This window comes from Terrabacter sp. P2_E3, assembly GCF_056403915.1.
The window spans coordinates 1-24,320 of record NZ_JBFUEN010000007.1; the positions used below are offsets into that span (position 1 = coordinate 1).

General features: G+C 72.0%; 18 protein-coding genes. 7 read left to right on the forward strand and 11 right to left on the reverse strand.

What is annotated here, in order from left to right; translation table 11 throughout:
- From AC1DW8_RS10270 to AC1DW8_RS10290, 5 genes are all read left to right on the forward strand, one after another.
- A partial coding sequence (locus AC1DW8_RS10270) for a S8 family serine peptidase (protein WP_478093756.1) occupies positions 1 to 1,958 on the forward strand: 1,958 nt, incomplete at its 5' end.
- A gap of 267 nt (positions 1,959 to 2,225) precedes the next feature.
- A complete protein-coding gene (locus AC1DW8_RS10275) occupies positions 2,226 to 2,738 on the forward strand; it encodes a SigE family RNA polymerase sigma factor (RefSeq protein ID WP_056823286.1) in 513 nt (170 codons plus the stop codon).
- Positions 2,735 to 3,826, forward strand: a complete 1,092-nt coding sequence (locus AC1DW8_RS10280; protein WP_478093758.1) for a hypothetical protein — start codon at positions 2,735 to 2,737, stop codon at positions 3,824 to 3,826. Before AC1DW8_RS10275 ends, AC1DW8_RS10280 begins: the two co-directional genes overlap by 4 nt.
- Positions 3,827 to 4,024: 198 nt before the next feature.
- Complete coding sequence (locus tag AC1DW8_RS10285; protein ID WP_056779632.1) at positions 4,025 to 4,678, forward strand: PadR family transcriptional regulator; 654 nt, start codon at positions 4,025 to 4,027, stop codon at positions 4,676 to 4,678.
- 3 nt (positions 4,679 to 4,681) lie between these two features.
- The gene (locus AC1DW8_RS10290) at positions 4,682 to 5,773 is read left to right on the forward strand and encodes an inositol-3-phosphate synthase (RefSeq protein WP_056779634.1); all 1,092 of its coding nucleotides are present in this window, start codon (positions 4,682 to 4,684) and stop codon (positions 5,771 to 5,773) included.
- A gap of 81 nt (positions 5,774 to 5,854) precedes the next feature.
- Here AC1DW8_RS10290 and AC1DW8_RS10295 read toward each other — a convergent pair whose 3' ends face one another.
- Positions 5,855 to 6,253: a hypothetical protein gene (locus tag AC1DW8_RS10295; RefSeq protein WP_478093760.1), complete on the reverse strand. Its 399-nt coding sequence runs from the start codon at positions 6,251 to 6,253 to the stop codon at positions 5,855 to 5,857.
- Between the two features lie 180 nt (positions 6,254 to 6,433).
- Complete coding sequence (locus tag AC1DW8_RS10300) at positions 6,434 to 7,171, reverse strand: DedA family protein (protein WP_478093762.1); 738 nt, start codon at positions 7,169 to 7,171, stop codon at positions 6,434 to 6,436.
- Positions 7,172 to 7,347: 176 nt separating this feature from the next.
- Between AC1DW8_RS10300 and AC1DW8_RS10305 the strand changes: the two genes are divergently transcribed.
- A complete protein-coding gene (locus tag AC1DW8_RS10305; RefSeq protein WP_056779644.1) occupies positions 7,348 to 7,986 on the forward strand; it encodes a peroxiredoxin in 639 nt (212 codons plus the stop codon).
- A gap of 80 nt (positions 7,987 to 8,066) precedes the next feature.
- Here AC1DW8_RS10305 and AC1DW8_RS10310 read toward each other — a convergent pair whose 3' ends face one another.
- Complete coding sequence (locus AC1DW8_RS10310; RefSeq protein WP_478093765.1) at positions 8,067 to 9,578, reverse strand: S8 family serine peptidase; 1,512 nt, start codon at positions 9,576 to 9,578, stop codon at positions 8,067 to 8,069.
- A gap of 176 nt (positions 9,579 to 9,754) precedes the next feature.
- Between AC1DW8_RS10310 and AC1DW8_RS10315 the strand changes: the two genes are divergently transcribed.
- Positions 9,755 to 12,391 carry a CHAT domain-containing protein gene (locus AC1DW8_RS10315; protein ID WP_478093768.1) on the forward strand — a complete coding sequence of 879 codons (2,637 nt, stop codon included), beginning with the start codon at positions 9,755 to 9,757 and terminating at the stop codon, positions 12,389 to 12,391.
- Positions 12,392 to 12,400: 9 nt separating this feature from the next.
- Here AC1DW8_RS10315 and AC1DW8_RS10320 read toward each other — a convergent pair whose 3' ends face one another.
- From AC1DW8_RS10320 to AC1DW8_RS10355, 8 genes are all read right to left on the reverse strand, one after another.
- Positions 12,401 to 12,886, reverse strand: coding sequence for a carboxypeptidase regulatory-like domain-containing protein (locus AC1DW8_RS10320; protein WP_478093770.1), 486 nt, complete (start codon positions 12,884 to 12,886; stop codon positions 12,401 to 12,403).
- Complete coding sequence (locus tag AC1DW8_RS10325) at positions 12,886 to 13,470, reverse strand: RNA polymerase sigma factor (protein ID WP_478093772.1); 585 nt, start codon at positions 13,468 to 13,470, stop codon at positions 12,886 to 12,888. Before AC1DW8_RS10325 ends, AC1DW8_RS10320 begins: the two co-directional genes overlap by 1 nt.
- A gap of 188 nt (positions 13,471 to 13,658) precedes the next feature.
- Positions 13,659 to 13,934, reverse strand: a complete 276-nt coding sequence (locus AC1DW8_RS10330) for a WXG100 family type VII secretion target (RefSeq protein WP_156022898.1) — start codon at positions 13,932 to 13,934, stop codon at positions 13,659 to 13,661.
- Between the two features lie 54 nt (positions 13,935 to 13,988).
- Positions 13,989 to 14,264, reverse strand: a complete 276-nt coding sequence (locus AC1DW8_RS10335) for a WXG100 family type VII secretion target (protein WP_081633740.1) — start codon at positions 14,262 to 14,264, stop codon at positions 13,989 to 13,991.
- Positions 14,265 to 14,619: 355 nt separating this feature from the next.
- Positions 14,620 to 19,020 (reverse strand): FtsK/SpoIIIE domain-containing protein, encoded by a 4,401-nt coding sequence (locus AC1DW8_RS10340; RefSeq protein WP_478093775.1) that lies wholly within the window; start codon positions 19,018 to 19,020, stop codon positions 14,620 to 14,622.
- Positions 19,017 to 21,782, reverse strand: coding sequence for a transglutaminaseTgpA domain-containing protein (locus AC1DW8_RS10345; protein ID WP_478093777.1), 2,766 nt, complete (start codon positions 21,780 to 21,782; stop codon positions 19,017 to 19,019). The genes AC1DW8_RS10340 and AC1DW8_RS10345 overlap by 4 nt, the downstream gene beginning before the upstream one ends.
- Entirely contained in the window at positions 21,779 to 23,254 is a 1,476-nt protein-coding gene (locus AC1DW8_RS10350; RefSeq protein WP_478093779.1) for a DUF58 domain-containing protein, read from the reverse strand. Before AC1DW8_RS10350 ends, AC1DW8_RS10345 begins: the two co-directional genes overlap by 4 nt.
- Positions 23,255 to 23,286: 32 nt before the next feature.
- On the reverse strand, positions 23,287 to 24,279 hold the full coding sequence (locus AC1DW8_RS10355; RefSeq protein WP_056779668.1) for an AAA family ATPase: 993 nt from the start codon (positions 24,277 to 24,279) through the stop codon (positions 23,287 to 23,289).
- Positions 24,280 to 24,320: the final 41 nt, after the last annotated feature.

Consider the following 24,320-nt stretch of genomic DNA (forward strand, 5'->3'; position numbering starts at 1 on the left):
GCGGCGCGCTCGTCGCGCCGGCGTCCTCGGGCGCGGCGGCACCGCTCGGCGCCCACGACCCCGGCACGCGGACGACCGCCGGCCCCACCCGCGTCGTCGTGACGCTGCGCGACGGTGTCGAACCGTCGGCCGTCCCGAACCTGACCCGGGGGCAGACACGCGGGCAACGGCTCTCGCGCGTCATCACCGGGCTGAAGGCCGACGCCGCGACGAAGCAGGCTCCCCTCCGAGCCCGGCTGCGCACGCTCGCCGCGGCCGGCGAGGTCTCTGGAGAGACGCCGTTGTGGGTGACCAACGCCGTCGCCGTCACCGCTTCACCGAGGGCCGTGCGCGAGCTGGCCGCCCGCCCCGACGTCCTCAGCGTCACGCCGGACGCCATCACGGTCACGCCCACCGCGGTGCCGGTGGAGCCCAACATCACCGCGCTCGGGGCCCCGAGCCTCTGGGCCTCCGGTCAGACCGGACAGGGAGCTGTCGTCGCGATGCTCGACACCGGCGTCGACACCTCCAACCCGGACCTCGCGGCCCGCTGGCGCGGCGGCACGAACAGCTGGTTCGACCCGTACGGGCAGCACTCCACGCCGACCGACCTCAACGGCCACGGCACCATGACCACCGGCGTCGTCGTCGGTGACCACGATGCCGCCACGAGCTACGGCATGGCCCCCGGCGCCTCCTTCATCGCCGCGCGCATCTTCGACGACAGCGGCGCTGCGAGCTCCACCGCGATCCACGAGGCGTTCCAGTGGGTGCTCGACCCCGACCACGACCCGACCACGGCCGACGCGCCGCAGGTCGTCAACGGCTCCTGGGTCCTCGGCAGTGGGCCCGGCTGCGACACCTCGTTCCAGGCCGACGTCGCCGCCCTCGCGGCCGCCGGCATCGTACCGGTCTTCGCCGCCGGCAACTTCGGGCCGTCGGCGTCCACGAGCGCGAGCCCGGCCAACTATCCCGAGGCCTTCTCCGTCGGGGCCATCACGGCCACGAACACCATCTGGTCGGGATCGAGCAACGGCCCGTCGACCTGCGGTGGGCGCACCCGCGTCTTCCCCGACGTCGTCGCCCCCGGCGCCACTGTCCTCGTCGCCGACCGCTACGACGGCTACGCGTACGCAAGCGGCACGTCCATCGCTGCACCACACGTCGCCGGCGCCCTGGCGCTGCTGCTCGGGGCGCACCGCAGCGCACCCGTCGCGACCCTCGAGGACGCCCTCCGAACCACAGCGCACGACCTCGGGACGGTCGGGCCCGACGGGCGATTCGGCTGGGGACGCATCGACGTGCCCGCCGCCAGCGCGGCGATCACCGACGCACCGCCCCCGCCCCCGCCGCCCCCGGCGTCGCCGGACTTCGCGGTGAGCCTGGCCCCGGCCACGGCGACGACACCGGCCGGAGGCAGGGCGACCTACAGCGCCACGGTCGCCCCGATCGACGGGTACGCGTCCACGACGTCGCTGTCGGTGTCCGGCCTTCCCACCGGAGCCTCGGCGTCGTTCAGCCCCACGTCGCTGGGGAGCGGCACCTGGTCGTCCGGCCTCACCGTCACCACGACGACGTCGCTGACCCCCGGTAGCTACCCCTTCGTCGTGACGGCCACCCAGGCCACACCCGGTGGCCTGAGCCGCTCGGTCTCCGGCACGCTGACGGTCACCACCGCACCGGACTTCACGCTCGTGGCGTCACCGACCAGCCGCACCGTCAAGCGCAGCCAGACCGCCAGCTACCCGCTCACGCTCGCCGCGACCGGCGGGTTCTCCGGCAGCGTCACCCTGACGCGCACGTTCCTCCCGGCCGGCGCCACCTCGACGTGGACCGGCAACCCGGTCGTCGTCCCGGGCACGAGCACGCTCAAGGTCAAGACCGGCAGCACGACCCGGCGTGGCACCTACACGATCACCGTCACCGGCAGCTCGGCAGGACGCAGCCACAGCGTCGTGCTGACCCTGGTCGTCATGTAGCCGGGCGGCACCCAGGCTCCGGTCCGGTGGGCATCCCTCTGGGGCCCACCGGACCGGCCCGGCGCCCTGCGGCCCCAGTCCGCGCGCACTCCTGCACAGCCCGGTGACGCCGGTTCCGACGCGTCACGCTGACGCTCGCCACGTTGTCGACACGGGCGTGCAACCTTTCTCCGGCCCCAGACGGTCCTGCAGGATGTGACGACAGTGACAGGCACCGACGCCGGGGCGAGCAGCCTCTCCGCCGGGCCGCTGACAGGGGGACGAGCCGTGGACCGAGGGTCCTTCGACGACTTCGTGGCGACGCGCTCGACCCGACTGCTGCGGACGGCATACCTGCTCACGCACGACCGCGCACTCGCCGAGGACCTCGTGCAGACCTCGCTCGCCAAGGCGTGGTTCGCCTGGGGTCGCATCGACGGCCAGCCCGACGCGTACGTCCGCCGGGTCATGGTCAACACGTACTCGAGCTGGTGGCGGCGGCGCTGGAACGGCGAGCAGGCCACGGCCGAGCTGCCCGAGCGCGCCACGGCTGCCGGGCACCGCACCGAGGCCGTACGCGTCGACGACCGCACCGACCTCTGGCGGGCGCTCGCTCGGCTACCGAGGCGCCAGCGGGCCGTCGTCGTGCTCCGCTTCTACGAGGACCTGTCCGAGATCGAGACCGCCGAGATCCTGCAGTGCTCCGTCGGCACCGTGAAGAGCCAGGCGAGCCGCGCGCTGGCCAAGCTCCGCATCGACCCCACCCTGAGCCCGACCTCCGACGAGGAGCGTGTCCGATGAACCTCACCGACCTGCGCGACGAGCTGACCACCCACGCCGACGACCTCGGCACCGCCCCTGACTTCACGGCCGGCGTCGCCGGCCGGGTGCGCACGACGAAGCGCCGTCGCGCCGTCGCCGCAGGCTCGGTCGCGACGCTCGCCGTCGCCGCCCTCGCCGTCGGGGTCGTGACCTCGCTCGGCCGTCCCGCGCCGACGGTCCCGGCCGGGCCGCCGTCGAGCGCTGCTCCGATGATCGGGGCCGACGGCATGCCGTTCCGGTCCGTCCCCGACGCGCCCGGCGACGTCGTCAAGGACGGCCTGCGCTACCGAGCCCGGGTCGGCGACGACACCCTCGTCGCCGGTTTCATCGGTGACCGCGGCCAGGGTCAGTTCTCGCTCGTCTGGGAGCCCACGACGACCCACGTCTCCATCGGCGCCGAGTGCTACCTGCCCGGCCTGACCGACGCCGAGGCCGCGACGTACATGGTCACGGTCAGCTTCGGGGGGACCGCCGGCTTCTTCGGCAGCTCGTGCGCGGCCGGCCGGCCCGCGGAGCGCGACTTCCCGGCCGGGGGAACCGTCCCCGGCGAGCCGGGCCAGGGCTGGACGGAGCTGACGGTCGGGCGCACCGCCTCGGTCCGCATCCAGCTCGTCGACGCGAAGACGCGCAAGCCGGCCTCGGTCGACGGCGCCCAGCTGACCGGCGCCATCTACGCGCAGGGCGCACGGGCCCTGATCAGGGACCTGTCCGGCAAGCCGGTCGCGGCCCTCCCCGACGTCATCGAGCGTGAGGGCTACCGCTACCGCCTCACGGCTTCGATCGCCGGTCCGGTAGACGTCGCCGGTACGCCACTGGAGACGGCAGCCCCGCAGAGCGGGCCGTTCCTCGTCACGTCCGGCACGGTCGTCACCGGCTCCCCTCGCCGCGAGCCAGCCTATTTCCAGCTCGAGGGCCTGGTCGGGGAGCAGACGCAGTGGATGGAAGGCGGCTCGCAGACCGCACCCCAGCCGTCCGGCGACGGTCGGCCGCTGCAGCTCGTCGTCGCCGAGGGGTCGGCGCCGCCGCACGGCACGGGCTTCATCGCCATCTACACCCCAGAGCCCTGAGCCGCCCACGCGTCGCGGCGCCCAGCCGCTGAGCGCGACCGCAGGCCCGGGTCAACCAACAGGCACGAACCACCAGGACGTCGGACAGACGTCGAAACCTGGGTTCGGTCCTGTTGGTTGACCCGGCGTCGAGGAACGTGTCACGCGATGCGTCGGTGTGATGTATCGCAGCGATATATCTGGGTGTACCGTAGTCACGTGCCGAAGTCCGAACGTCCTCAGAGCCGCCGCGCTGCGCTGCTCGAGTTCGCGGTCCTCGGCCTGCTCCACGACGGCCCGCTGCACGGCTACGAGCTGCGCAAGCGCCTCACCACCGCGCTCGGCATCTTCCGGGCGCTGTCCTACGGCTCGCTCTATCCGGCGCTGCGCCACCTCGTCGACTCGGGCTGGATCCACGAGACGACCGAGGCGGCGACGGGCAGCAGCAAGCGGCCCCGGATCACCTACGAGCTGACCGCCGACGGCAAGGAGCACTTCCAGGACCTCGTCGCGGCCAGCGGCCCCGACGCCTGGGACGACGACGACTTCGACGTCCGGTTCGCCTTCTTCTCGCGCACCGAGGCGCAGGTGCGCCTGCGCATCCTCGAGGGCCGGCGCTCCCGGCTCGAGGAGCGGCTCGCCAACATCCGCGACGCCTCCCAGGCCCGCCGCGAGCGGATGGACAGCTACACCCTGGCCCTCCAGCAGCACGGCGAGGAGCGCGCCGAGCGCGAGGTGCGCTGGCTCGAGGAGCTCATCGTCGCCGAACGCCGCGCGGCCCTCGACCCGGGCCCGGCGGCCTACGACGAGCCCGGCCTGGCCACCACAGACATCACCACCCCCCAGAGCACGACCACCAACAACAAGGAGTGATCCATGGGATCCGTACGCGTCGCCATCGTCGGCGTCGGCAACTGCGCGAGCTCGCTCGTGCAGGGCGTCGAGTACTACAAGGACGCTGACGCCACCACCGGCGTCCCCGGCCTCATGCACGTCAAGTTCGGCGAGTACCACGTCTCTGACGTCGAGTTCGTCGCCGCCTTCGACGTCGACGACAAGAAGGTCGGCAAGGACCTCTCCGAGGCCATCAACGCCTCCGAGAACAACACCATCAAGATCGCCGACGTCCCCACCACGGGTGTCGAGGTCCAGCGCGGCCACACGCTCGACGGTCTCGGCAAGTACTACCGCCAGACGATCGACGAGTCCGGCGCCGAGCCGGTCGACGTCGTGCAGATCCTCAAGGACCGCAAGGTCGACGTCCTCGTCTCCTACCTCCCGGTGGGCTCCGAGCAGGCCGACAAGTTCTACGCCCAGTGCGCCATCGACGCGAAGGTCGCCTTCGTCAACGCGCTCCCGGTCTTCATCGCCTCCGACCCCGAGTGGGCCGCGAAGTTCGAGGCCGCCGGCGTGCCGATCATCGGTGACGACATCAAGAGCCAGGTCGGCGCGACCATCACGCACCGCGTCATGGCCAAGCTCTTCGAGGACCGCGGCGTCGTGCTCGACCGGACGTACCAGCTCAACGTCGGCGGCAACATGGACTTCAAGAACATGCTCGAGCGCGAGCGCCTCGAGTCCAAGAAGGTCTCCAAGACCCAGGCCGTCACGAGCAACCTCACCGGTCCGCTCTCGGGTCTCGTCGACAGCAAGAACGTCCACATCGGCCCGTCCGACTACGTCGCGTGGCTCGACGACCGCAAGTGGGCCTACGTCCGCCTCGAGGGTCGCGCCTTCGGCGACGTGCCGCTGAACCTCGAGTACAAGCTCGAGGTGTGGGACTCCCCCAACTCGGCCGGCATCATCATCGACGCCATCCGTGCGGCGAAGATCGCCAAGGACCGTGGCATCGGCGGCGCCCTGCTGTCCGCCTCGTCCTACCTCATGAAGTCCCCGCCGGAGCAGCGTCCGGACGACCTCGGTCGCGCCAAGCTCGAGGCCTTCATCGCAGGCACCGAGGAGCGCTGACCCAACCGGTCAATCCCGAGCCCGTATGCCGTGAGGCCCCTCCCAGCCGGGAGGGGCCTCATGGCTGTCGCTCCTCGAGGGTCACTCCTGGCGCCGGACGCGGCTGGACTGGATGACTGCCGTGACTCCCAGGGCCACGAGCACCAGGGCCGGCAGCAGCGCCGGTGACCGCCAGGGCGTGAACTGCGGGTACGAGGCGACGGCGACGGCGGCACTGACGGCGCACACCAGCCCGGCGAGCACCTCGAGGAGGCCGAGCGCGCGCGAGAGGCCGGCGGCTCGGTGCGGGTGGTGGGGCGTGGAGCCAACGACGTTGACCGCGACCGCACCGAAGACCAGAGCGACGCCGCAGACCGCCACGCCGATGGGGGTGTAGAGCGTCTCCAGCTCGGCACCGGACCGCGTGCCAGCCACGACGAGGACGATCCCCGTGCCCAGTGCCGCCGTGGCGACGACGACGTGCCCCACCGCGATGGCCATGGCCTGAGCGGACGGTGCACGCCTGCGTGAACCGAGGTGCGTGGAGGTTGTCATGCTCCAGCACAGCACCGATCCGGCCGCTGCGGACGAGTTTGTCGACTCAGTCGGAGCCGGTGACCAGGGCGCAGCGCTCGGGTCGCGGTGGAGACGAAGCCCGAGGAGCGACCCCGACGTGCGCGCTCAGCCCGCTGACGGCATACGCGAGGTGTTCGCGCCGCCCTCCGCGTCGGCACCTTCGGCAACCCCCGCACCCTCGGCGCCCTCTGCACCCTCGGCACCCTCGGTGCCCTCGGCGCCCTCGGCGCCCTCGGCACGGTGGCGGCGCACCTGCCAGACGACGAGGGCCACCACGACGACGACACCCACGGCGACGGCGGCGCCGCGCCCGAGCCACGTCTCGACCCGGGTGTACGAGCGGCCCGCGAGGTAGCCGGCCGTGACGACGACGCTCCCCCAGGCGATGCCGCCGGCGGCGTTCCAGACGAGGAAGGTCGGGTAGTGCATCTTCGACATCCCGGCCAGGGCCGGCATGACGGCGCGCAGGAACGCGGTCCAGCGGCCGAGGAAGACGGCGGCGCCGCCGCGGCGGCCGAGGAAGCCCTGCGCCTGGTCGATGCGCCCGCGGTGCCGGTCGAAGGCGCGCAGGGCCACGACTCGGCCACCGAGATGACGGCCGACCTCGAAACCGACCGTGTCGCCGACGATCGCGGCCACGACGACGACGACGAGGACCGCGGCGAGCGGCACGTGCCCGAGCGAGGCGGCCACGCCACCGAGGATGGCGACGGTCTCACCGGGCACGACGAAGCCGACGAAGAGCGCGTCCTCGACGAAGACGATCCCACCGACTACGAGGAGCACGAGCCACACCGGTGCGTGGAGGACCTGGGTGGTGATGGTGTCGAGCAGGGCGCTCACGTCGGGGGCTCCTATGGGTGGCGACAGATTCCACGCGCAGTCTCGGTGAGTCGGCTGGGAGTCCACTGGATGCGCGTCACAACATTTGGACACCCATAACGTGATGCATGGTTCTGTGGTCAGAATGGCATGCAGACCGGGGCGCGCCGTGCGCCCGACCGCGAGAGGACGAGCCAATGGCAACACCGCGACTGGGCGAGATCGCCCCCGACTTCGAGGCCACGACGACCGAGGGCCCGATCCGCTTCCACGACTGGAAGGACGCCAGCTGGGCCGTCCTCTTCAGCCACCCGGCCGACTTCACGCCGGTCTGCACCACAGAGCTCGGCCGCGTCGCCGCCCTCGACGACGAGTGGAACAAGCGCGGCGTCAAGGTGCTCGCCGTCTCGGTCGACCCGATCGAGCAGCACGAGGAGTGGAAGGGCGACATCGAGGAGGTCAGCGGTGCGACCGTCGGCTACCCGATCATCGCCGACGACTCCCGCCAGGTCTCCGAGCTCTACGACATGATCCACCCCGGCGAGGGCGACACCTCGGGCGTGCGCTCCGTCTTCATCATCGACCCGGCCAACAAGGTCCGCCTGTCGCTGACCTACCCCAAGAGCGTCGGCCGCAACTTCGACGAGATCCTCCGCGCCGTCGACGCGCTCCAGCTCACCGACAGCGGCCCGTTCTCCACGCCGGCCGACTGGCGCGAGGGCCAGAAGGTCATCGTGGCCCCGACCGTGTCGACCGCCGACGCCCGCGAGCGCTTCGGTGCCGACGCCGTCGACGAGGTCAAGCCCTACCTGCGCTTCACGACGGCTCCGGCCTGAGCGGCGAGGGAGCGCCCGGGGTCACGTCCGCACCACCGTGACCCCGGGCGTCCTGCTGTCTGCACTTCCGGTCAGGGAGTTCAGCCGGCAGGCGGGTTGACGCCCCGGTCGGCATCACCAGGGCGCAGCGTGGCGAGGCCGTAGGGTGCCTGCGTTGCTGCGACGGCGCTCAGCGCCTCCCACGCCTGCCGGGGACTCTCTCCCGTCCACGACATGCGAGACGCGACGAGCCCGGCGACGAGCGGCGTCGCGAAGGACGTCCCGCTCCATTCGGCCAGTCCCGTCGTGAACTGGACCGTATCGTCGGTCCGCGGGGACTCCTTGTACGTGTACGGCCCGTCGGGATAGGCGTTGACGACCTTCGAGCCGCGGGCGTAGACGTCGACCCACGTCCCCCGGTTGCTGTACTTCGCGAGTCGCCCCTGCTTCTTGAGAGCGCCGACGGCCACCTTGCACCGCGGGTCGTGGGTGTGCGGCAGCCGGATGCTGGCCGGCTCGAACGGCCCCTGCGTGCCGTCGTTGCCGGCCGCGCACACGAGCAGGGTCTTCGTCGGCTCGAGCGTGGCGACGAACTGCCGGAGCGCGAAGGCGGGTTCGGTCGAGGCCGCTGCCCGCCGCCGTCCGGCCGGCGGCTCCGCGACCGGGGTCGTGCCGCTCGCGCCTCCCGTGCCCGCCGACATGCTGATGATGTCCGGCTCCGTCTCGAGCACCCGCTGGAGGATCGGAGCGAGCTCGCTCTCGATCTGGCCGTACGTCGTCGGACCCCAGGCGTGCAGGGTCACCTGCGCGGCCGGCGCCATGGCGCGGACCACGCCCGCGACGAAGATCCCGTGGCCGCGGTAGTGCCCGTGCTCCACGGCTTGGACCGTCGTACCCGGGCGAGCGGTCTCGAGCTCGTCGTGGGTGATCCCGTCGAGCCAGGACCACCGGACGTCGCGCGCGGGGGTCGGTTCGACGTCCCGGTCCGTCGCGGCGAGCGGCCAGCCCGAGTCGATGACCGCGACCCGCACGCCCTGCCCCAGGGTGGCATCCGGGCGCAGGGCGGGGTCGGGACCGGTTGACGCCGGGACCGGCTCGGTCGCCGGGCAGCCGCTGTTGGACGTGAGGTGGACGACGCGGTCGAAGCCCGCGAGGTCGGCGCGGCCCGTCACCGCCTCGATGGCGAGCAGCGCGGTCTCGGCCGGGGTCCCGGAGACGTCGTCCCCGGCCCACGGCTGACCCGGGGGCAGCGGCAGCACCCGGAGCCAGCCGACGGGCGGGGGTACGCGCCCGTCGTCGGCGTCGGACGGTGCCAGGCTGAGCCCCCCGAGCGCCTCGGAGATGCGGGCGAGGTCGTCGTCGTCGGTGCTGACGAGGATGGTGTCGGCGCGGTAGAGGAACTCGGTCGTCTCGAGGTTGTCAGGATCGGGGTAGGCGGTCACCAGGGCGGCATCGCCTCGTCCCTCGGCCTGAAGCGATGCGTTCAGCCCCTGGATCATGAGGCGCAGCTGGTCGGTGTAGCGGGCCTGCTGGGCCGGGTTGGGCAGTGCAGGTCGCCACCATCGAACGTCCGGCGCGTCGGGGGTGGGGCTGCCATCATCGTTGTTGGACATCGTCGACCTCCTGGCTGGTGTGGGGGTGGTTCATGAAGCCAGACGCACAACCCCTGCGCTCGGATACACGACCTCGCGCGCGCAGCGCTCCGCGTCGTCCACGAGACCCCCGCCCGACCGGCACCGAACTCGTGGACTCACTGCTCCCTCTTGCACTATCCCAGCCCGCTCGGGCTATGGACCTCGCCTCACGCATCCTTTCCGACTCGACCGACCCCCACGACCGGTCCGTCGCACACCAGACATCGGCGATCGTGCTCCGGGACAGTGGGCGGACCGACGAGGCCGTGGCCCACGGGTTCGCCGCCCTGCGCAACGCTCGACGCGTCGACGCCACCCGCCAGGCGGACGTCCTCGGGACCCTGGGGATCGTGCTGGCCTTCGCGGGACGCACCAGGGACGGGCTGCTCCGCTTCGACGAGGCCGTGCCACTGACGCCTCCAGCCATGCTGCCGCGCCTGCTCCACCGCCGGGCACACGTGCTGCACATGCTCGCCCGCAACGCCGAGGCGCTCGAGGACCTCGACCGCGCGATCGCCGGGAGCCGCCGCCTCGGAGACGACCTGTGGGCGGGACGCTCGCTCAACACGAGGTGCGACGTCCACCTGGCCCTGGGTCACGCCGACGCCGCGGAGGCCGACGCGCGTCGAGCCGAGGTGCTGCTCGACCGGGTGGGGCAGGAGTTCGAGGCGGTCCAGGCCGTGCACAACCGCGGACTCGCAGCCAATCTCCGAGGAGACGTCCCGACGGCCCTGCGACTGCTCGACGAGGCATCGGTCCGCGCTCACCGCCTGGGCAACGAACGGCACGACCTCGTCATCGAGCGGACCCAGGTCCTGCTCGGGGCAGGGCTCATCGACGAGGTGCGACACCTCTGCGCAGTCACGCTCCCGGGCACGGTCGGCGCGCCCGTGCGACGCGCCGAGCTGCTCCTCACGGACGCGCAGGCGGCCCTCGCCCAAGCCGACCTCGCCGCCGCGGAGGCGAGTGCGGCGGATGCCCAGCGGCTCTTCCGGTCGCAACGCCGCCCGGGGTGGGCCGACCGCGCCCGGCTGTTGCGGCTGCGTGCCGCGTACGTCTCCGTGCGACCCGAGCTGCGACCCTGGATGGTCGACGGCGAGGGGGCTGCGCCGCCTCCCGTCCCGGGTCGTTCGGCGACGGACCTGCTCGCCGAGGCCACCTCGCTCGTCGGATCGATGCAGGCCCGGCACGCGGTCGAGCTGCCCGTCGCGCTCGTGCTGCTCGGCCGGATCGCGCACGACGCGGGCCGCGACGACACCGCTCGCCTGGCTCTGAGCGATGCTGCGCGAACGCGCTGGACCGGGCCGCCACTGGGGCGGGCGGCAGGTTGGCTCGCCGGCGCTTTGCTCGCCCAGCAGCTCGGCGACCGACGCGCGCTCCTGCTGGCCTGCCGGCACGGTCTCGACGCGGTCGACGAGCACCGCAACCTGCTCGGGGACGTCGAGCTGCGGGCTCTGGCCAGCGGGCACGGCATCGAGTTCACCCGGCTCGCCGTGGACGCCGCAGTGCGTGCGCGTCGGCCTCGTCGGCTGCTGTGGTGGGCCGAGCGCTGGCGGGCCATGGCCCTGGACTCGCCCCGCGCGAGCGTCACCGACCCGCTGCTCGTCGGTGACCTCGCGGCGCTCCGCGACGTGACGCGCCGTCTCGACGCCGTGGGCGCCGACGACCCCGGGTCGGTCGCCCTGACCCGGGACCGGGCCCGACTCGAGGCCGCCATCCGCCGCACCCACCGCCACCTCCGGTCCGGGGACGGCACGCCGCAGAAGGAGCCAGCAGATCGCCGCAGTTCCGACCGCACGGTTGGTGCCGACGGCGGGCCCCAGCTCGACCTCGACGCCGTGTTCGAGACCGTGGCCGACGAGGGTGCCGTCGTCAGCATCGTCCGCGACGGCGACACCCTGCACCGCCTCACCGTCCACCGAGGGGTCGTGCGGCACGTCGTCGTCGGTTCGTCTGTCCGGGCCGGGAGGGAAGCTGACTTCGCGCGACTCGCGTTGCGTCGCGCTGCTCTCGGTCGCCGGGTCGAGCTCGCCGCTGCGGGACGGCTGCTCCAGTCGGCTCTGCTGGGCGACGGTGCCGACCTGCCGGAGGGGTGTCGTCGCGTCGTCGTCGTGCCGCCCGCCGACCTGCTCACAGCGCCGTGGGGACTCCTCCCGTGCTTCGCCGACCGGCACCTCAGTGTCAGTCCGTCCATCGCCCAGTGGCTTCGGGCGACCCGGCGACTCGGCAGGGGAGCGGGTTCGCACGTGGCTCTCGTGACCGGGCCCGGCCTCAGCACCCGGGAGGCGGAGGTTGCGAGCCTGAGCCGGATCCACCGCCACGCCAAGGTGCTTCGTCCCGAGGACGCGACGGCAACGGCCGCTCTCGAAGCCGTCGACGGAGCGTCACTGGCCCACATCGCGGCTCACGGGACGTTCCGTGGCGACGCCCCGCTCTTCTCCGCCCTCCACCTGGCCGACGGACCGCTCACCGTCCACGACCTGCTGGGCCTGCACCGCTCGCCGGGTGCCATCGTCCTGTCCGCGTGCGACTCCGGAGGCGCGGCGCCCATCGGTCCGTTCGAAGCCCTCGGCCTCGTCTCGAGCCTGCTCGGGATGGGCACGGCGACCGTCCTCGCCAGCGTCGTACCCGTCAACGACGCGGCCTGCCTCGGCGTGATGCGCGACGTCCACACCGCCGTGGCGAGAGACAGCAGCACGCTTTCCGAAGGGTGGCTGGCCGCACGTCGCGGTGCGCTGGGTGATGACCTCGCACTGGCGACCGCGGCCTCGTTCACGGCGTGGGGAGCGTGAGGCTAACCATCAACCCACGTCGAACCACGGCGTCACCAGCAGTCGGCTCCCGGCTCGCTCGAGGACGATGCGGGCGAGTCCGAGAGGCACGCGTTCGACGGTGAAACGTCCGCCGTCGAGGTCGACCGTGGTCGACGAGGACGTCGTCTCGACGCTGACGTGGGCTCCGGAGAGATCGACCCCGGAACCGTCGTCGACGATGCCGACCGCCCGCGCGAACTCGCCCCGCACGGTCACCTCGACCTCGATCGAGACCTCGCCGTGCTCGAACACGTGCAGCCGGCTCGAGCCCTGCTCGTCGGGCACGGCCCGGAGCTCGGCACCCGAGACCGCCTCGTCGGCCATGGTCATGACGACGGCGTCGGCGTGGCGCAGCTCGAAGGCGGCCCGGCCGAGCTCGACGACGGCATCGGGCACGGGGTCGACGACCGCCGCGATCCGTCCCAGACGGTCGAGGAGCTCGAGGTCGTCCGGGTGCAGCTCCTGGTCAGACATCAGGGCCTCCCCCTCGGGTCGAAAACGTAGCCGGAGGCGCCGATGAGGTCGCGCAGCTTGTCGAGGCACCGCATCCGGGTCGGCCCGATCGAGCCGACCGACATCCCGAGCGCGTCCGAGATGGCACGGTAGTTCGGGCGGTCGCTCGCCATGAGGGCCCGGAGAAGCACCTGACAGCGCTCGGGCAGGTGGCAGAAGCACGTCCAGAGCTCGCCGTCGCGCTCGTCGTCGAGCAGTGCGGCGTCGAGCGCCAGCACCTGGTCGTCGACGACGCGCGTCGCGAGGTCGTCGTCGCGCACGAGGTGCTCGCGGCCCCTCTTGCGCAGGACGGCGAGGCACTCGTAGCGAGCCGTCGTCGAGAGCCAGCCCGCCAGGGCTTCGGGCTGCGCGATGGTGTCGAGGTGGTCGAGGAGCTTGAGCCACGTGTTCTGCACGACGTCGGCGGCGTCCTCCTGTCGGAGCCGGTGGCCGCGCGCGACGCCCCACAGCAGTGACGAGAAGCGCTCGACGACGGTGTTCCACGCGGCGGCGTCTCCCTGCGAGGCGCGGGCGACCAGCTCGGTGAGTTCACCAGGTTCGCCCATGCGTCGCCCCTCCTCTGGGTGCTCAGTCTAGGTCTCACACCGGGCAGACGCGGCTGTCAAGCGAATTGATACGTCCCAGGGGGCACGCGTGGCCGGGGCATGCGAAAGGGTGGCCGCTCCTCCCCTGTCCGGGAGCGACCACCCTTCGCGTCGGGTGCTGCGGAGCCGTGCTCACGCGGCAGCCGGGCTCACTTCGACGACGTCTGCTTCTGCGACTCGGCGTTGGTCTTGCACTTCTTGCCCATGGCGTCGAGCTTGTCGCCGGCGGCCGAGACGACCTGGCGCTGGCCGTGCCAGTCGCTCTGGAAGCGGTCGGCGTCGGTGCCGCCCCAGTTGCCCTTGATCGTGGAGACGGCGCCGTTGACGGCCTCGACGATGCCGTCGAGCTCGCCCTTGTAGCCGACGAGCTTGTCACCGGACGCGGACACCGCGTCGGCGTTCATACCCTTCTTGTAAACAGCCATGTCAGTTCCCCTTCAGGAGTGAAGCGTGTGTAGGTCGTGGTGAGATGAGGTGGATCAGTACTGCGACGAGGTGCTGCGCTGCTGCTGGACCTCGTGGTCGATCGTCGACTTCATCTCGGTGAGCAGCTTCTGGGCCTTCTGGAGCTCGGGACGGTGCGTGCCGGTCCACTCCTGCTCGAACTGCTTGGAGTCGTCACCCTGCCAGTTCTGCTTCAGGGACTCGACCTCCTGGTCGACCTTCGTGATGAGCTTCTGGATGGCCTCCGCCTGCTGCTGCAGGACGTTGCCCTGAGCGTTGACCTCATCGTCGTTCATTCCGAGCCAAGCCATGACCTTCTCCTTTGCCTGTGTTCCCCCGACTGATTCGGGAAGTTCTCTTCCGGACCAACCGTGCAGGCCCGCGCTGTGCCAACTCCTCGACGTCCGCTGGGCCCTACGGGCAGTTCGTCCCGATGGGCGGCTTTCGTCGACATGCAGAAACCTATGTCAGCCCTCGGGGGGTGTCGATGGGGAGCACTCCCCATGATTCGTGACCCTGTCGGGCACCGATGGCGTATGCCGTGTCGTGGCGCGAGTTCGCCTGTGCCCCAAAGCGTCTCCCCCGCAACACACCGTGAAGGTCGCAACTCACCGGCATCCGATCCCGGTGTGTCGTGACCTACTCGGTGTGTTGCGGAGGGAAGGGTCACGGGCGGGCCACCTGGAGCAGCTCGAACTTGCCCTTCTCGATGATGAAACCGCGGCCCGGGGGGAGCTCTGCCCGGTTGAGGGCGGGGAGGTTGGCCTTGAAGACGGAGAGCCCCTCGTTGCCGTCGGGGTGCAGGGCGAGGCCGGAGCGCGACGTCTTGAGCAGGGCCTGGAGGCCGAAGTTGCTGCTGAAGAACGCTGCCTCACCCTCGGCGACGACGAGCTGGTCGTTGTCGACGCAGGCCTTGGCGAGGGTCGTCAGGGCGTTCTCGGCGCCCGACGGCGCGAGGTCGTCGATGCGTTCGACGAAGACGGCGATCGGCCTCGTGACGCGCCCCTCCTCGATCTCGGCAGCGAGCCGGCTCGCGAGCGCCGACGTGGCCTCGCCGCCGACGGCGGTCTCGGCCCAGATGCCGAGGTCGAGCAGCTCCGAGGTGCGGCGCGGGGTCATGAGGTAGAGCGCCGAGCCGGAGCTGAACCGGAAGAGGCCGGCGGCGGTCGTCGCGACGGCGGTCGTGCGTCCCGACCCGGACGGGCCGGTGATGATGAACGTGCCCTTCGGGTCGAAGCCGATCGGCTCGAGCGTCGAGGACGCGACCCCGACGACGGGACGCCCGCCGAACTCCGACGGGAGGTCGCCGAGGGGGATGACCTCGGCGAGGCTCTCGATCGGCGGGGCCTGGCTGACGCCGGCCTTGCGGGTCGCGTCGGCGAAAGCCTCGATCGCGGCGACCTGCACGGTGACGTCGGACGAGCCGCCGAGCACCGCGACCTGCACCTCGGACCCGGACATGAGCCCGCGCCCCGGGGGTGAGGCCATCGTCAGGACGTCACCCGGCACGCCGAAGACGGAGTAGTCGTCGACGTTGCTCATGCGCAGGATGATCCGGCCCTGCACGGCCGCGGCGAGGTTCGTCGGCAGGCCGGTGCGCTGGTCGGACGCGATGATGAAGTGGACCCCGACCGGTCGGCCGTCCGCGGCGAGGCCGGCGAGCAGGTCGAGCCACTGGAAGCGGCCGCCGACCTCGTAGGCCTGGCGGAACGCCGTCATGTTGTCGATGAGGACGATGACGCGTGGCTCGTCGGGGCGGCCGGCGAGGCGGCGGTAGTCGGTGATCGTCGCGGCACTGACGGCCGAGTAGCGCGAGGCGCGCTCGTCGATCGTGGACCGGAGCGTGCGGAGGAGGCGGATGACGCGCTCGTGGTCGCCGCCGGGAATGATCGAGCCGACGTGCGGCAGGGCCTCGAGCATCGCGAGACCACGGTTGCCGAAGTCGAGGCCGTAGACGTGGCAGGGACCGCCGCGCACCGTGTAGCCGGCCGCGACCGCCATCGAGCGGAGGAAGACGGACTTGCCGGAGCCCGACGTGCCGTAGATCGCGATGTTGCCCTCCTTGTCGGGGCGGAACGCGATCTCGGGCTGGGCCTGGTTGTCGGGGTCGTCGGCGACGCCGAAGACGAGCTCGTCGTCGCGGCGCTGCGTCGGGAGGGTCGCGAGGTCGTAGACCGAGCGCATGTCCGGCAGCCACGGCTTGCGCGGCTTGGGCAGCTCGGCCACGCGGGCGGCCCGACCGAGCGTGCTGACGAGACGCTGGATGTCGGTGGGCCCGAGGTCCGCGGCGTCGTCGGCGCCCTCGACGCGCGGCGGCTCCCACTCGACGCCTCGGCCGAAGGTGAGCGTCTCGACCTTCATGTCGGGGGGCGGCGGGACGTCGGAGGTCCACCCACCGGCATACCCCGTCTGGAAGGGGACGAGCCGGCCGGGGCCGGTCTTGGACACGGCACGGCCGGGCAGCGCTGGGTCGAAGAAGGCGGCCTCCTTGGACCCGAGCACGTCGTCGGAGTCGTTCTCGTCGGCCATCCGCAGCGCCATGCGGAGGTTGGTGTTGGCGCGGAGGTTGTCCTTGATGACACCCGCGGGACGCTGCGTCGCGAGGATGAGGTGCAGCCCGAGCGAACGACCGCGCTGCGCGACGTTGACGACGCCGTCGACGAACTCCGGCACCTCCTGGACGAGCGCGGCGAACTCGTCGACGACGAGGATGAGCGACGGCGGTGCGTCCACCTCTCCGCGACGCTCGAGCTCGAGGAGGTCCTTGGCCTTGTGCCGGGCGAGCAGGTGCTCGCGGTAGTGCAGCTCGGCCGCGAGGGAGGCGAGAGCGCGGCGGACGAGGTGCGGCGAGAGGTCGGTGACGAGACCGACGGTGTGCGGCAGCTTGACGCAGTCGCGGAAGGCCGAGCCACCCTTGTAGTCGACGAGCAGGAAGGTGACGCGCTGCGGCGAGTGGGCCGCGGCCATGCCGAGGATCCAGGCCTGGAGCAGCTCGGACTTGCCGGCGCCGGTCGTGCCGCCGACGAGGGCGTGCGGGCCGTCGGAGCGGATGTCGACGGAGAAGGTGCCCTGGCTCGACTGGCCGACGATGGCACGCAGGTTGCCGGGCTTGCGGGGCAGCACTGCGGGCGCGTAGGGACCGGTGAGGATCGAGCGCGACTCGCCCCACTTCTCGATGACGGCCTCCTCGGAGCTCGCGAGGTCGGTGCCGGCGAGGGTGAGGAGCGAGACGGCACGCGGCAGGTCGCTCGCGTCGTCGACGGGGACGCCGGCGTCGACGACCGGTGCGAGCTGGCGGGCGCAGGCCATCGCCTCGTCGTAGCCGATGCGGTCGACGGCGACGGGCTGGACCTCCTCGCCGGCGTGGACGTAGCCGGCGAGCGAGCTCTGGTCGTCGCTGACGACGAGGAAGGTGTGGCAGGCCGCCGGGAGCAGCTGCTGGGTCTCGGCGACCCAGAGCACGAGCACGCCCTGGCGGTGGCCGCGCTCGGCGATGGCGACGAGGCGGCTGCGGTCGATGGGCGCGTCGCTCTCGACGAGCACGAGGACGGTCGGGCGCTCGGCGCTGGCCTGCTCGCGCTCCTTCGCGGTGCCCTTGGCCTCGATGATGTCCTCGAGGGCGTCGGCGAGCGCCGAGCAGGCCGGGGCGCTGGCAGCGAGGTGGTCGGTGCCGATCGGGCTGTGCGGCGACGTCGTGTGCGGCAGCCACTTGAGGAAGTCCCAGTCGCGGGCCGAGCTGCCCGAGGCGAAGGAGCAGATGGCGAGCTCGGCGGGCGAGTGCAGCGCCGCGGTCTGGAGCACGACCGAGCGTGCTGCGCCGAGGGCGTTGGCGCGCTGGCCGGCGACGCCCATGGCACCGTCGGCGAGCGGGCTCGCGACGATCGGCACGTCGTGCACGACCTCGAGGCCGTGCAGCTGCTCGGAGACCTCGAGCCAGGCCTCGGCCTTGGAGCGGCCGACGGCCGGCATCTTGATCGCCGAGCGGGACGGACGGGTGCCGAGGCCGAGCCGGAGCTCGGCGTAGCCGTTGCCGTCGCGACGACGGGTCCAGAGCAGGGCGGTCCGGTCGCGCACCGCGGTCAGGCAGTCGACGCCGCTCGGGTGCTCGCCGCGACGGGTGTGGCCCTCGACCTCGAGGGAGCCGCGGATGCGCTGCGAGAGCAGGGCGAGGTCCTCCTTGAAGTCCTCCATCGCCTGCGTGAAGTCCTTCTTCTGCTGGCGGCGGGCCTCGTAGTAGGTGCCCGCCATCATCATCGGCATCATCAGCATGAAGATGATCGAGAAGGCGCTGCGGGTGATGAGGTACATGACGATGCCCATGAGCAGCGGCACGATCATCGCGACGAGCGGCATCGGGTTGGGCTTGCCGCGCTCGGGCAGGTCCGGGACCTGGAACTCCTGGCCGGAGAAGAGCGGCGCCACGCGCGGAGAGCGCGAGAAGGCCACGGTGCCGGCGTCGCCCGACAGCACGCCGCTGCCGGGTCGCGTCGCGACGCCGTCGCCCTGGAGGTGCACCTCGAGCTCGGTGTCGCCGATGCGCACGACGTCACCGCTCTTGAGGTGGGCGCGGGTGACCTGCTGCCCCCCGGCGGTGATGCCGTTGGCCGAGCCGAGGTCGACGACCTCGACGACCTCCTGGATGACGAGTTTGGCGTGCTTGCGCGAGACCGACTCGTCGGACAGCTGCACCTCGCTGCCGCGTCCGCGGCCGATGTATGCCGTCCCGCGGGCGAGCGGGAACTCGCGCCCCGCGTCCGGTCCCGACCGGATGTAGGCGACGGCCGCGGGACGGCCGCGGTCGACGAAGCCCTCACCGGCGCGGGTCGTCGAGACGCGCATGCCGGACTGGAGGCCGCTCTCGGCGACGGTCGCGCGGGGGTCGAGGCCGCGCATGTCCTGGTCGACGAGGGCGAGCGTCATCGGCGCGTCGACCCCGAGCACGGTCGAGCGGTGCGGGTCGGCCGCGGCGAGGTAGGCGGCGAGGTCCCCGACCGTGGTCGCGGAGTCCGTCGTCGCGACGAGGTCGGTCTCACGGTCTCCCGACCGGAGGACGAACTTCAGCTTCACGCGTCACCCTTCGTGCTGTTCGAGGCGTTCGAGGTCGAGCCCGCTCCGCGACGGCTGCCGCCCCGGCGTCCTGCGTCCCCGGTGGTCGGCGCGGTCGTGCCGATCCCGGCCTTGGTTGACTTGCCCCGACGGGTGGGCTGCTGGGGCCGACCCTGGCGACGGGACGTGCGCGCGAGGGCAGGTCCGAGTCCGGCCCCGGTGGGCAGGTGGTCTCGGAAGGTGCGCAGCGACACGTCGCCCCGCAGCTTCTGCCAGAAGCCCTGCCCGCTGCGGATCCGCTTGCGCGCCGTCTCGACGTCGGCCCAGAAGGCCTCGACCTCCTCGGGCGTCGGCTCGGCGACGTCGAAGACGTGACCGTTGGCGGCGGCCGCGAGCGGCACGAGCGCCAAGTTCGGCGCCGGGGCCCCGTCCGGGGTCGCCCCCGTCTGCGAGGGCTCGCCGGGGCGGAGGGGCTCGGTGCGCCCGGGGTCGGCCGGCTCCGAGACCGAGGAGGTCACGCGGACCGGGGCGCCCATGAGGGCGCCGTCGACGACCGGGCTCGGCTTCTCGGGCGGCGGCCCGAAGACGTGCTCCTCGAGGGCGCGCGCCTGTTCGAGGCGAGTTCCCTTGACCGGCAGCGGCATCCGCAGGTCGCGGGCCGTATCGACGACCTCGCGCCACCCGCCGCTGACACGGCTCGCCGTCTCACCGGTCGTGCGCCGTCGGCGACGCCGCAGCCACTTGGCGAGTCGGATCGCGCCGTAGACGACGAGCAGGACGAGCAGCGGCACGGCGACGAAGAAGATGAGCCAGCGCAGCCAGTCGGGCCAGTTGTCGGGGTCGAGCGGGTTCTTGTCGTCCTTGGGCGGGTTCTTCAGCTGCGTCGCGTTCTGCGCCTGGTCGGGACCCTGGAGGACGCTCGGTGGGTTGTTGGCCGCGGGCGGCGGCACCTGGGCGCCGGTCTTCTTCTCCTCGGACTTCTGGATCAGCTGCTGCGGCTTCTTGTTGCGGTCTGGGACGAACTGCTTCCAGTAGATCGGCTGCCACGAGCCGTCCGTCTTGGCGATCTCGACCCAGGCATGCACGTCCTTGCCCTTGATCGCGCCGGTCGCGTCGGGCTCGGCGCCGAGCACGACGCGGGCCGGCACGCCGAGGCGGTTGGCCGCGAGGGCGAGCGCCGACGCGTACTGCTCGTCGTTGCCGGCGAGCTGGGTGGCCTTCATGAACTGGGTCATCCGCCGGAGGCTGTGGCCGGGGAGGAAGACGTTCTGGTAGTCACCGGGGGCGCCGCCGTCGGTGTAGGCGCCGTCCTGCATGGCCTTGGCCACGGCGACGACCTTCTGCCACTGGCCGTCGACGCGCTCGGTCCACGGCGAGATCTTGTCGTCGATGAAGGTGAGGTTCTGGCTGTCGACGACGGTGCCGTCGGCCACGTCGACGTCCTTGGGCAGCTGCGCGTCGACCTTCTGCGCCAGGGCGCTGACGGAGTACGTGTCGCCGGCCTGCAGCTTCTCGGGCAGGACGCCGGTGTCGGTGTCGACGTTGAAGCGCAGGTCGTCGGCGAGCTGGTCCCCCCGGGATCCACCGAAGTCGAGACCCGTGACGGTGCCGAAGGTCGGCAGCCACACGTCGCTGTAGCCACCGGCCGGCACGCCGACGGTCGCGGTGACCGGGTCACCGGCCCCCTCCGCGGCGATGTGGCTGCCGACCTTGCGGAAGCTCGTGCCCTCCGGGTCCTCGCCCGTGCCGAGGTTGGCGATGTTGCCGGCGCCCCACACGAAGTCGTCGTAGGAGTCGAGCGCCGCGATGCGCACCGGGACACCGGCCGGCAGTCCCTTGACCGTGAGCAGCGTCTTGTCGAAGAGCTCGGAGCCGTTGGGCTCGGTGTACTGGCGGAAGCCGGCGAGCGGGGAGGCGTACTGCGTCACGTCGAAGGGCGGCTGGAGGCCCGTGCGGAACACCGTGCGGTCACCGGGATCGGCACCCGGCAGCATCGGACCGACGAAGAAGCCACCCACGGTCGCGACGGCGAGCAGGGCCGCGGTGGTGACCGCGCGCGTCGCACGGCCCGCGCCGTTCTGCAGCGCGGGTCGGTTGCGGTTGCTGCGCAACGCCGTCCACCCGATGGCGACGAGGGCGAAGAGGGCGCCCTGGAGCAGCACGCCTGCCGGCGTCAGCGTGCCGAGCACGATCGACGCGACGAGCAGCACCACCGGTGCGACGAGCGCCGTCACCGCGCCGGTCCACCGGCGCGCCACGCCGTAGGTCAGCGACCCACCGACGAGCGCGAAGAGGAACGGCAGGGCCATGTAGGGGCCCTCGGAGTCGACGGGCGGGAGCGCGGTGAGCAGCTCCTTCCAGCCGGGCACGGCCATGTGCACGAGGGTCGCAAACGTCTCGCCCGACGGGATGAACCCGGCGATGAGGTCCTCGCGGACCGCGAGCGGACCACCGAGGAGGAGGTATGCCGCCGCGACCGCGAGCAGCGTGAGCACCCCGGGTGCCCGGAAGGTCGCGGTCACGTGGGCGACGAGCAGGCCGATGACGAGACCGGCCAGGCCGACCCAGAGCCAGCCGAGGCCGAAGAAGGTCGTGCGGAAGCCCACGAGCGCCAGGCCGACGAGCACGACGGTGAAGCCGGCGTCGACGAGGTGGGCCGTGCTGGGCCGCAGACGGGCCAGCTGGGCGCGCGCCCGCTCGCCCGCAGTGGGCGGCGTGACCAGCGCGGAGGGCGGCGGGGCCGGGATCGAGCCGGCAGCGCCGGGCGACGTCGGAGAGCTCATCGGGCCACCCCTGAGACGAGAAGCGTGCGGAGGTCCTCGAGCGCGGCGAGCGTGAGGATGACGAGGCCGCCGCCACGACGGATGCCGTGGTCGGCCTGCGGGTCGATGACGACGATGACGCGCGTCACCTCGGGCGGGAACTGCCCGGCCGCGCGCTGCAGCTCGATGAACGGCCGGTGCGGACCGGTGACGATGAAGCACGTGCTCGTGTCGGGAGCGAGGTCGGCGGCGTCGAGCGAGGTGGTGAAGAGGTCGACGGGCCCGGGCTCGACCCGCGACATCGCGTCGAGGCCGACCTGCGGCACCGACTTCGTGACCTTCTGCGACCCGCAGACGATGGTGCAGTCCTGCTCGTCGAGCATGACGCGGACCATGATCGAGGAGCCGACCGAGATGGCCGTCTCGACGTCGGCCTGGATCGCCGTGGGCGCGTTGGCCGCCATGACGTCCCGCTCGACGTCGCGGTCGCCCCGGCCGGTCTTGCCGTGACCCGAGCGGTACTGCTCCGGGTCGGGGTCGACGATGATCGTCACGTGCGACCGGCGCGTGTCGAGGAACTGGCGCACGAGGAGCTTGCCGGCCTTGGCCGAGCTGCGCCAGTGGATGTATCGGCGGTCGTCGCCGGGCTGGTACTCGCGCAACGCGTGGAAGGCGAGGTCGCTCATCGACACGTCCTCGGTGGTGCTGCCCTCGAGGTCGCGCAGTAGACCGGCGCCGAGCGACTCGAGCGCGACGGTGCGGGGGTGGACGAAGAGCTCGGTGCGCTCGGTCCACGTCAGGGTGCGGCGCATGAGACCGAGCGGGTCACCCTGGACCGTCGTCGCGGGACCGACCTGGATGACGCCGCGGCGCGACGTCGGCACGACGAAGAGCTCCTCGTGGGCGTTGCCCGGGGTCAGGGCCGGGAGCACGAATCGCGCCGCCGACAGACCCACCGGCAGCTCGACGAGGATCGGCAGCATGGGGGTGCGGGCCTCGTTGGTGACGAGGATGCGCCCGGTCGCGGGGTCGCCGACGACGACGCGGCGCGGGTCGACCTCGGCGAGGATGCGCACCTTGGTGCGACCGAGGGCGAGGACGAAGCAGATCGCGAAGAGGAGCAGGGCCGCCGCGGCCACCATGAGCAGCTCGGTCCAGCCCCCGCGGGCCCCGACGAACCAGCAGACGAGGCCGAGCGCGAGGATCGTCCAGCCGAGCGGTGAGATCCACCGGAGGATGCCGGCGACCGGGCGCCACACGCCCTCGGTCTGACCCGCGACCTGCTCGATGGATCGCGTGATCGGCTGGGTGATCTGACGGATCCCCCGGCTCGTCGTGCCCGGGACGGCGCGCGCCCGACCGCCGGTCGTGGCCGCCGTGGGGGCGGACGCCGCCACGGGCGCACCGGCACGGGCCGGCGCTCCCTTGCGTGACGGCATACGGAAGCGGCCGCCGCGACGCGACGACGTGGCCCCCTGGTCCTGCTGGGTCATGCGGTCCCCTTGGTTGCTTCTGCGGTTCGCGGTCAGGCCGAGGCGCGCTCGGCCGGCGGCGCGATGTCGCCGAGGATCTGGTCGACGCACTGCTCGACGGTCGTTCCGGCGAACTGCGCCTCGGCGTTGAGCAGGAGGCGATGGCTGAGGATCGGCTCGGCGAGCAGCTTGATGTCGTCGGGCACGACGTAGGTGCGGCCCTGGCTCGCGGCCCACGTCTTGGCGCAGCGGACGTAGGCGAGGCAGCCACGGACCGAGAGGCCGAGCTTCAGCGACGGGTGACGGCGCGACTCCTCGGCGATCCGGCTCACGTAGCCGAGGATCGCCGGGTCGACGTGCACCTCGTCGGCGAGCTTGGACATCTCGACGATGACGTTGCTCGCGATGAGCGGGCTCAGCGTCTTGGCGCGGTCACGCGTCTTGGCGTCGGCGAGGACGGCGATCGTCGCCTCGTGGTCGGGGTAGCCGACGCTCGCCTTCATGAGGAAGCGGTCGAGCTGCGCCTCGGGCAGGCGGTAGGTGCCGGCCTGCTCGATGGGGTTCTGGGTCGCGATGACCATGAAGGGCTCACCGACGGAGTGGGGCTTGCCGTCGATGGTGACCCGCCCCTCCTCCATGACCTCGAGGAGCGCCGACTGCGTCTTCGGCGAGGCGCGGTTGATCTCGTCGGCGAGCACGATGGTCGCGAAGATCGGGCCCGGGTGGAACTCGAAGCTCTGCTTGGTCGGCTCGTAGATCGTGACGCCCGTGACGTCGCTCGGGAGCAGGTCGGGCGTGAACTGGATGCGGCTGTGCGTGCCCTGCACCGTGGCCGAGAGGGCGCGGGCGAGCTGCGTCTTGCCGGTGCCCGGGAAGTCCTCGAGGAGCATGTGGCCCTCGGAGAGCAGGCAGGTCAGCGCGAGCCGCGTCACGTGCTGCTTGCCGAGGACGGCCTTCTCGATGTTGCCGACGAGCTGGTCGAAGGTGTGCGCGAACCAGGTGACCTGCTCCTGCGTGATGCGACCTGTGGTGGGAGTGGCCGTCATGGGTGTCGTTCTCCTGTCATGTGTTTCATCGATCGTGGGTA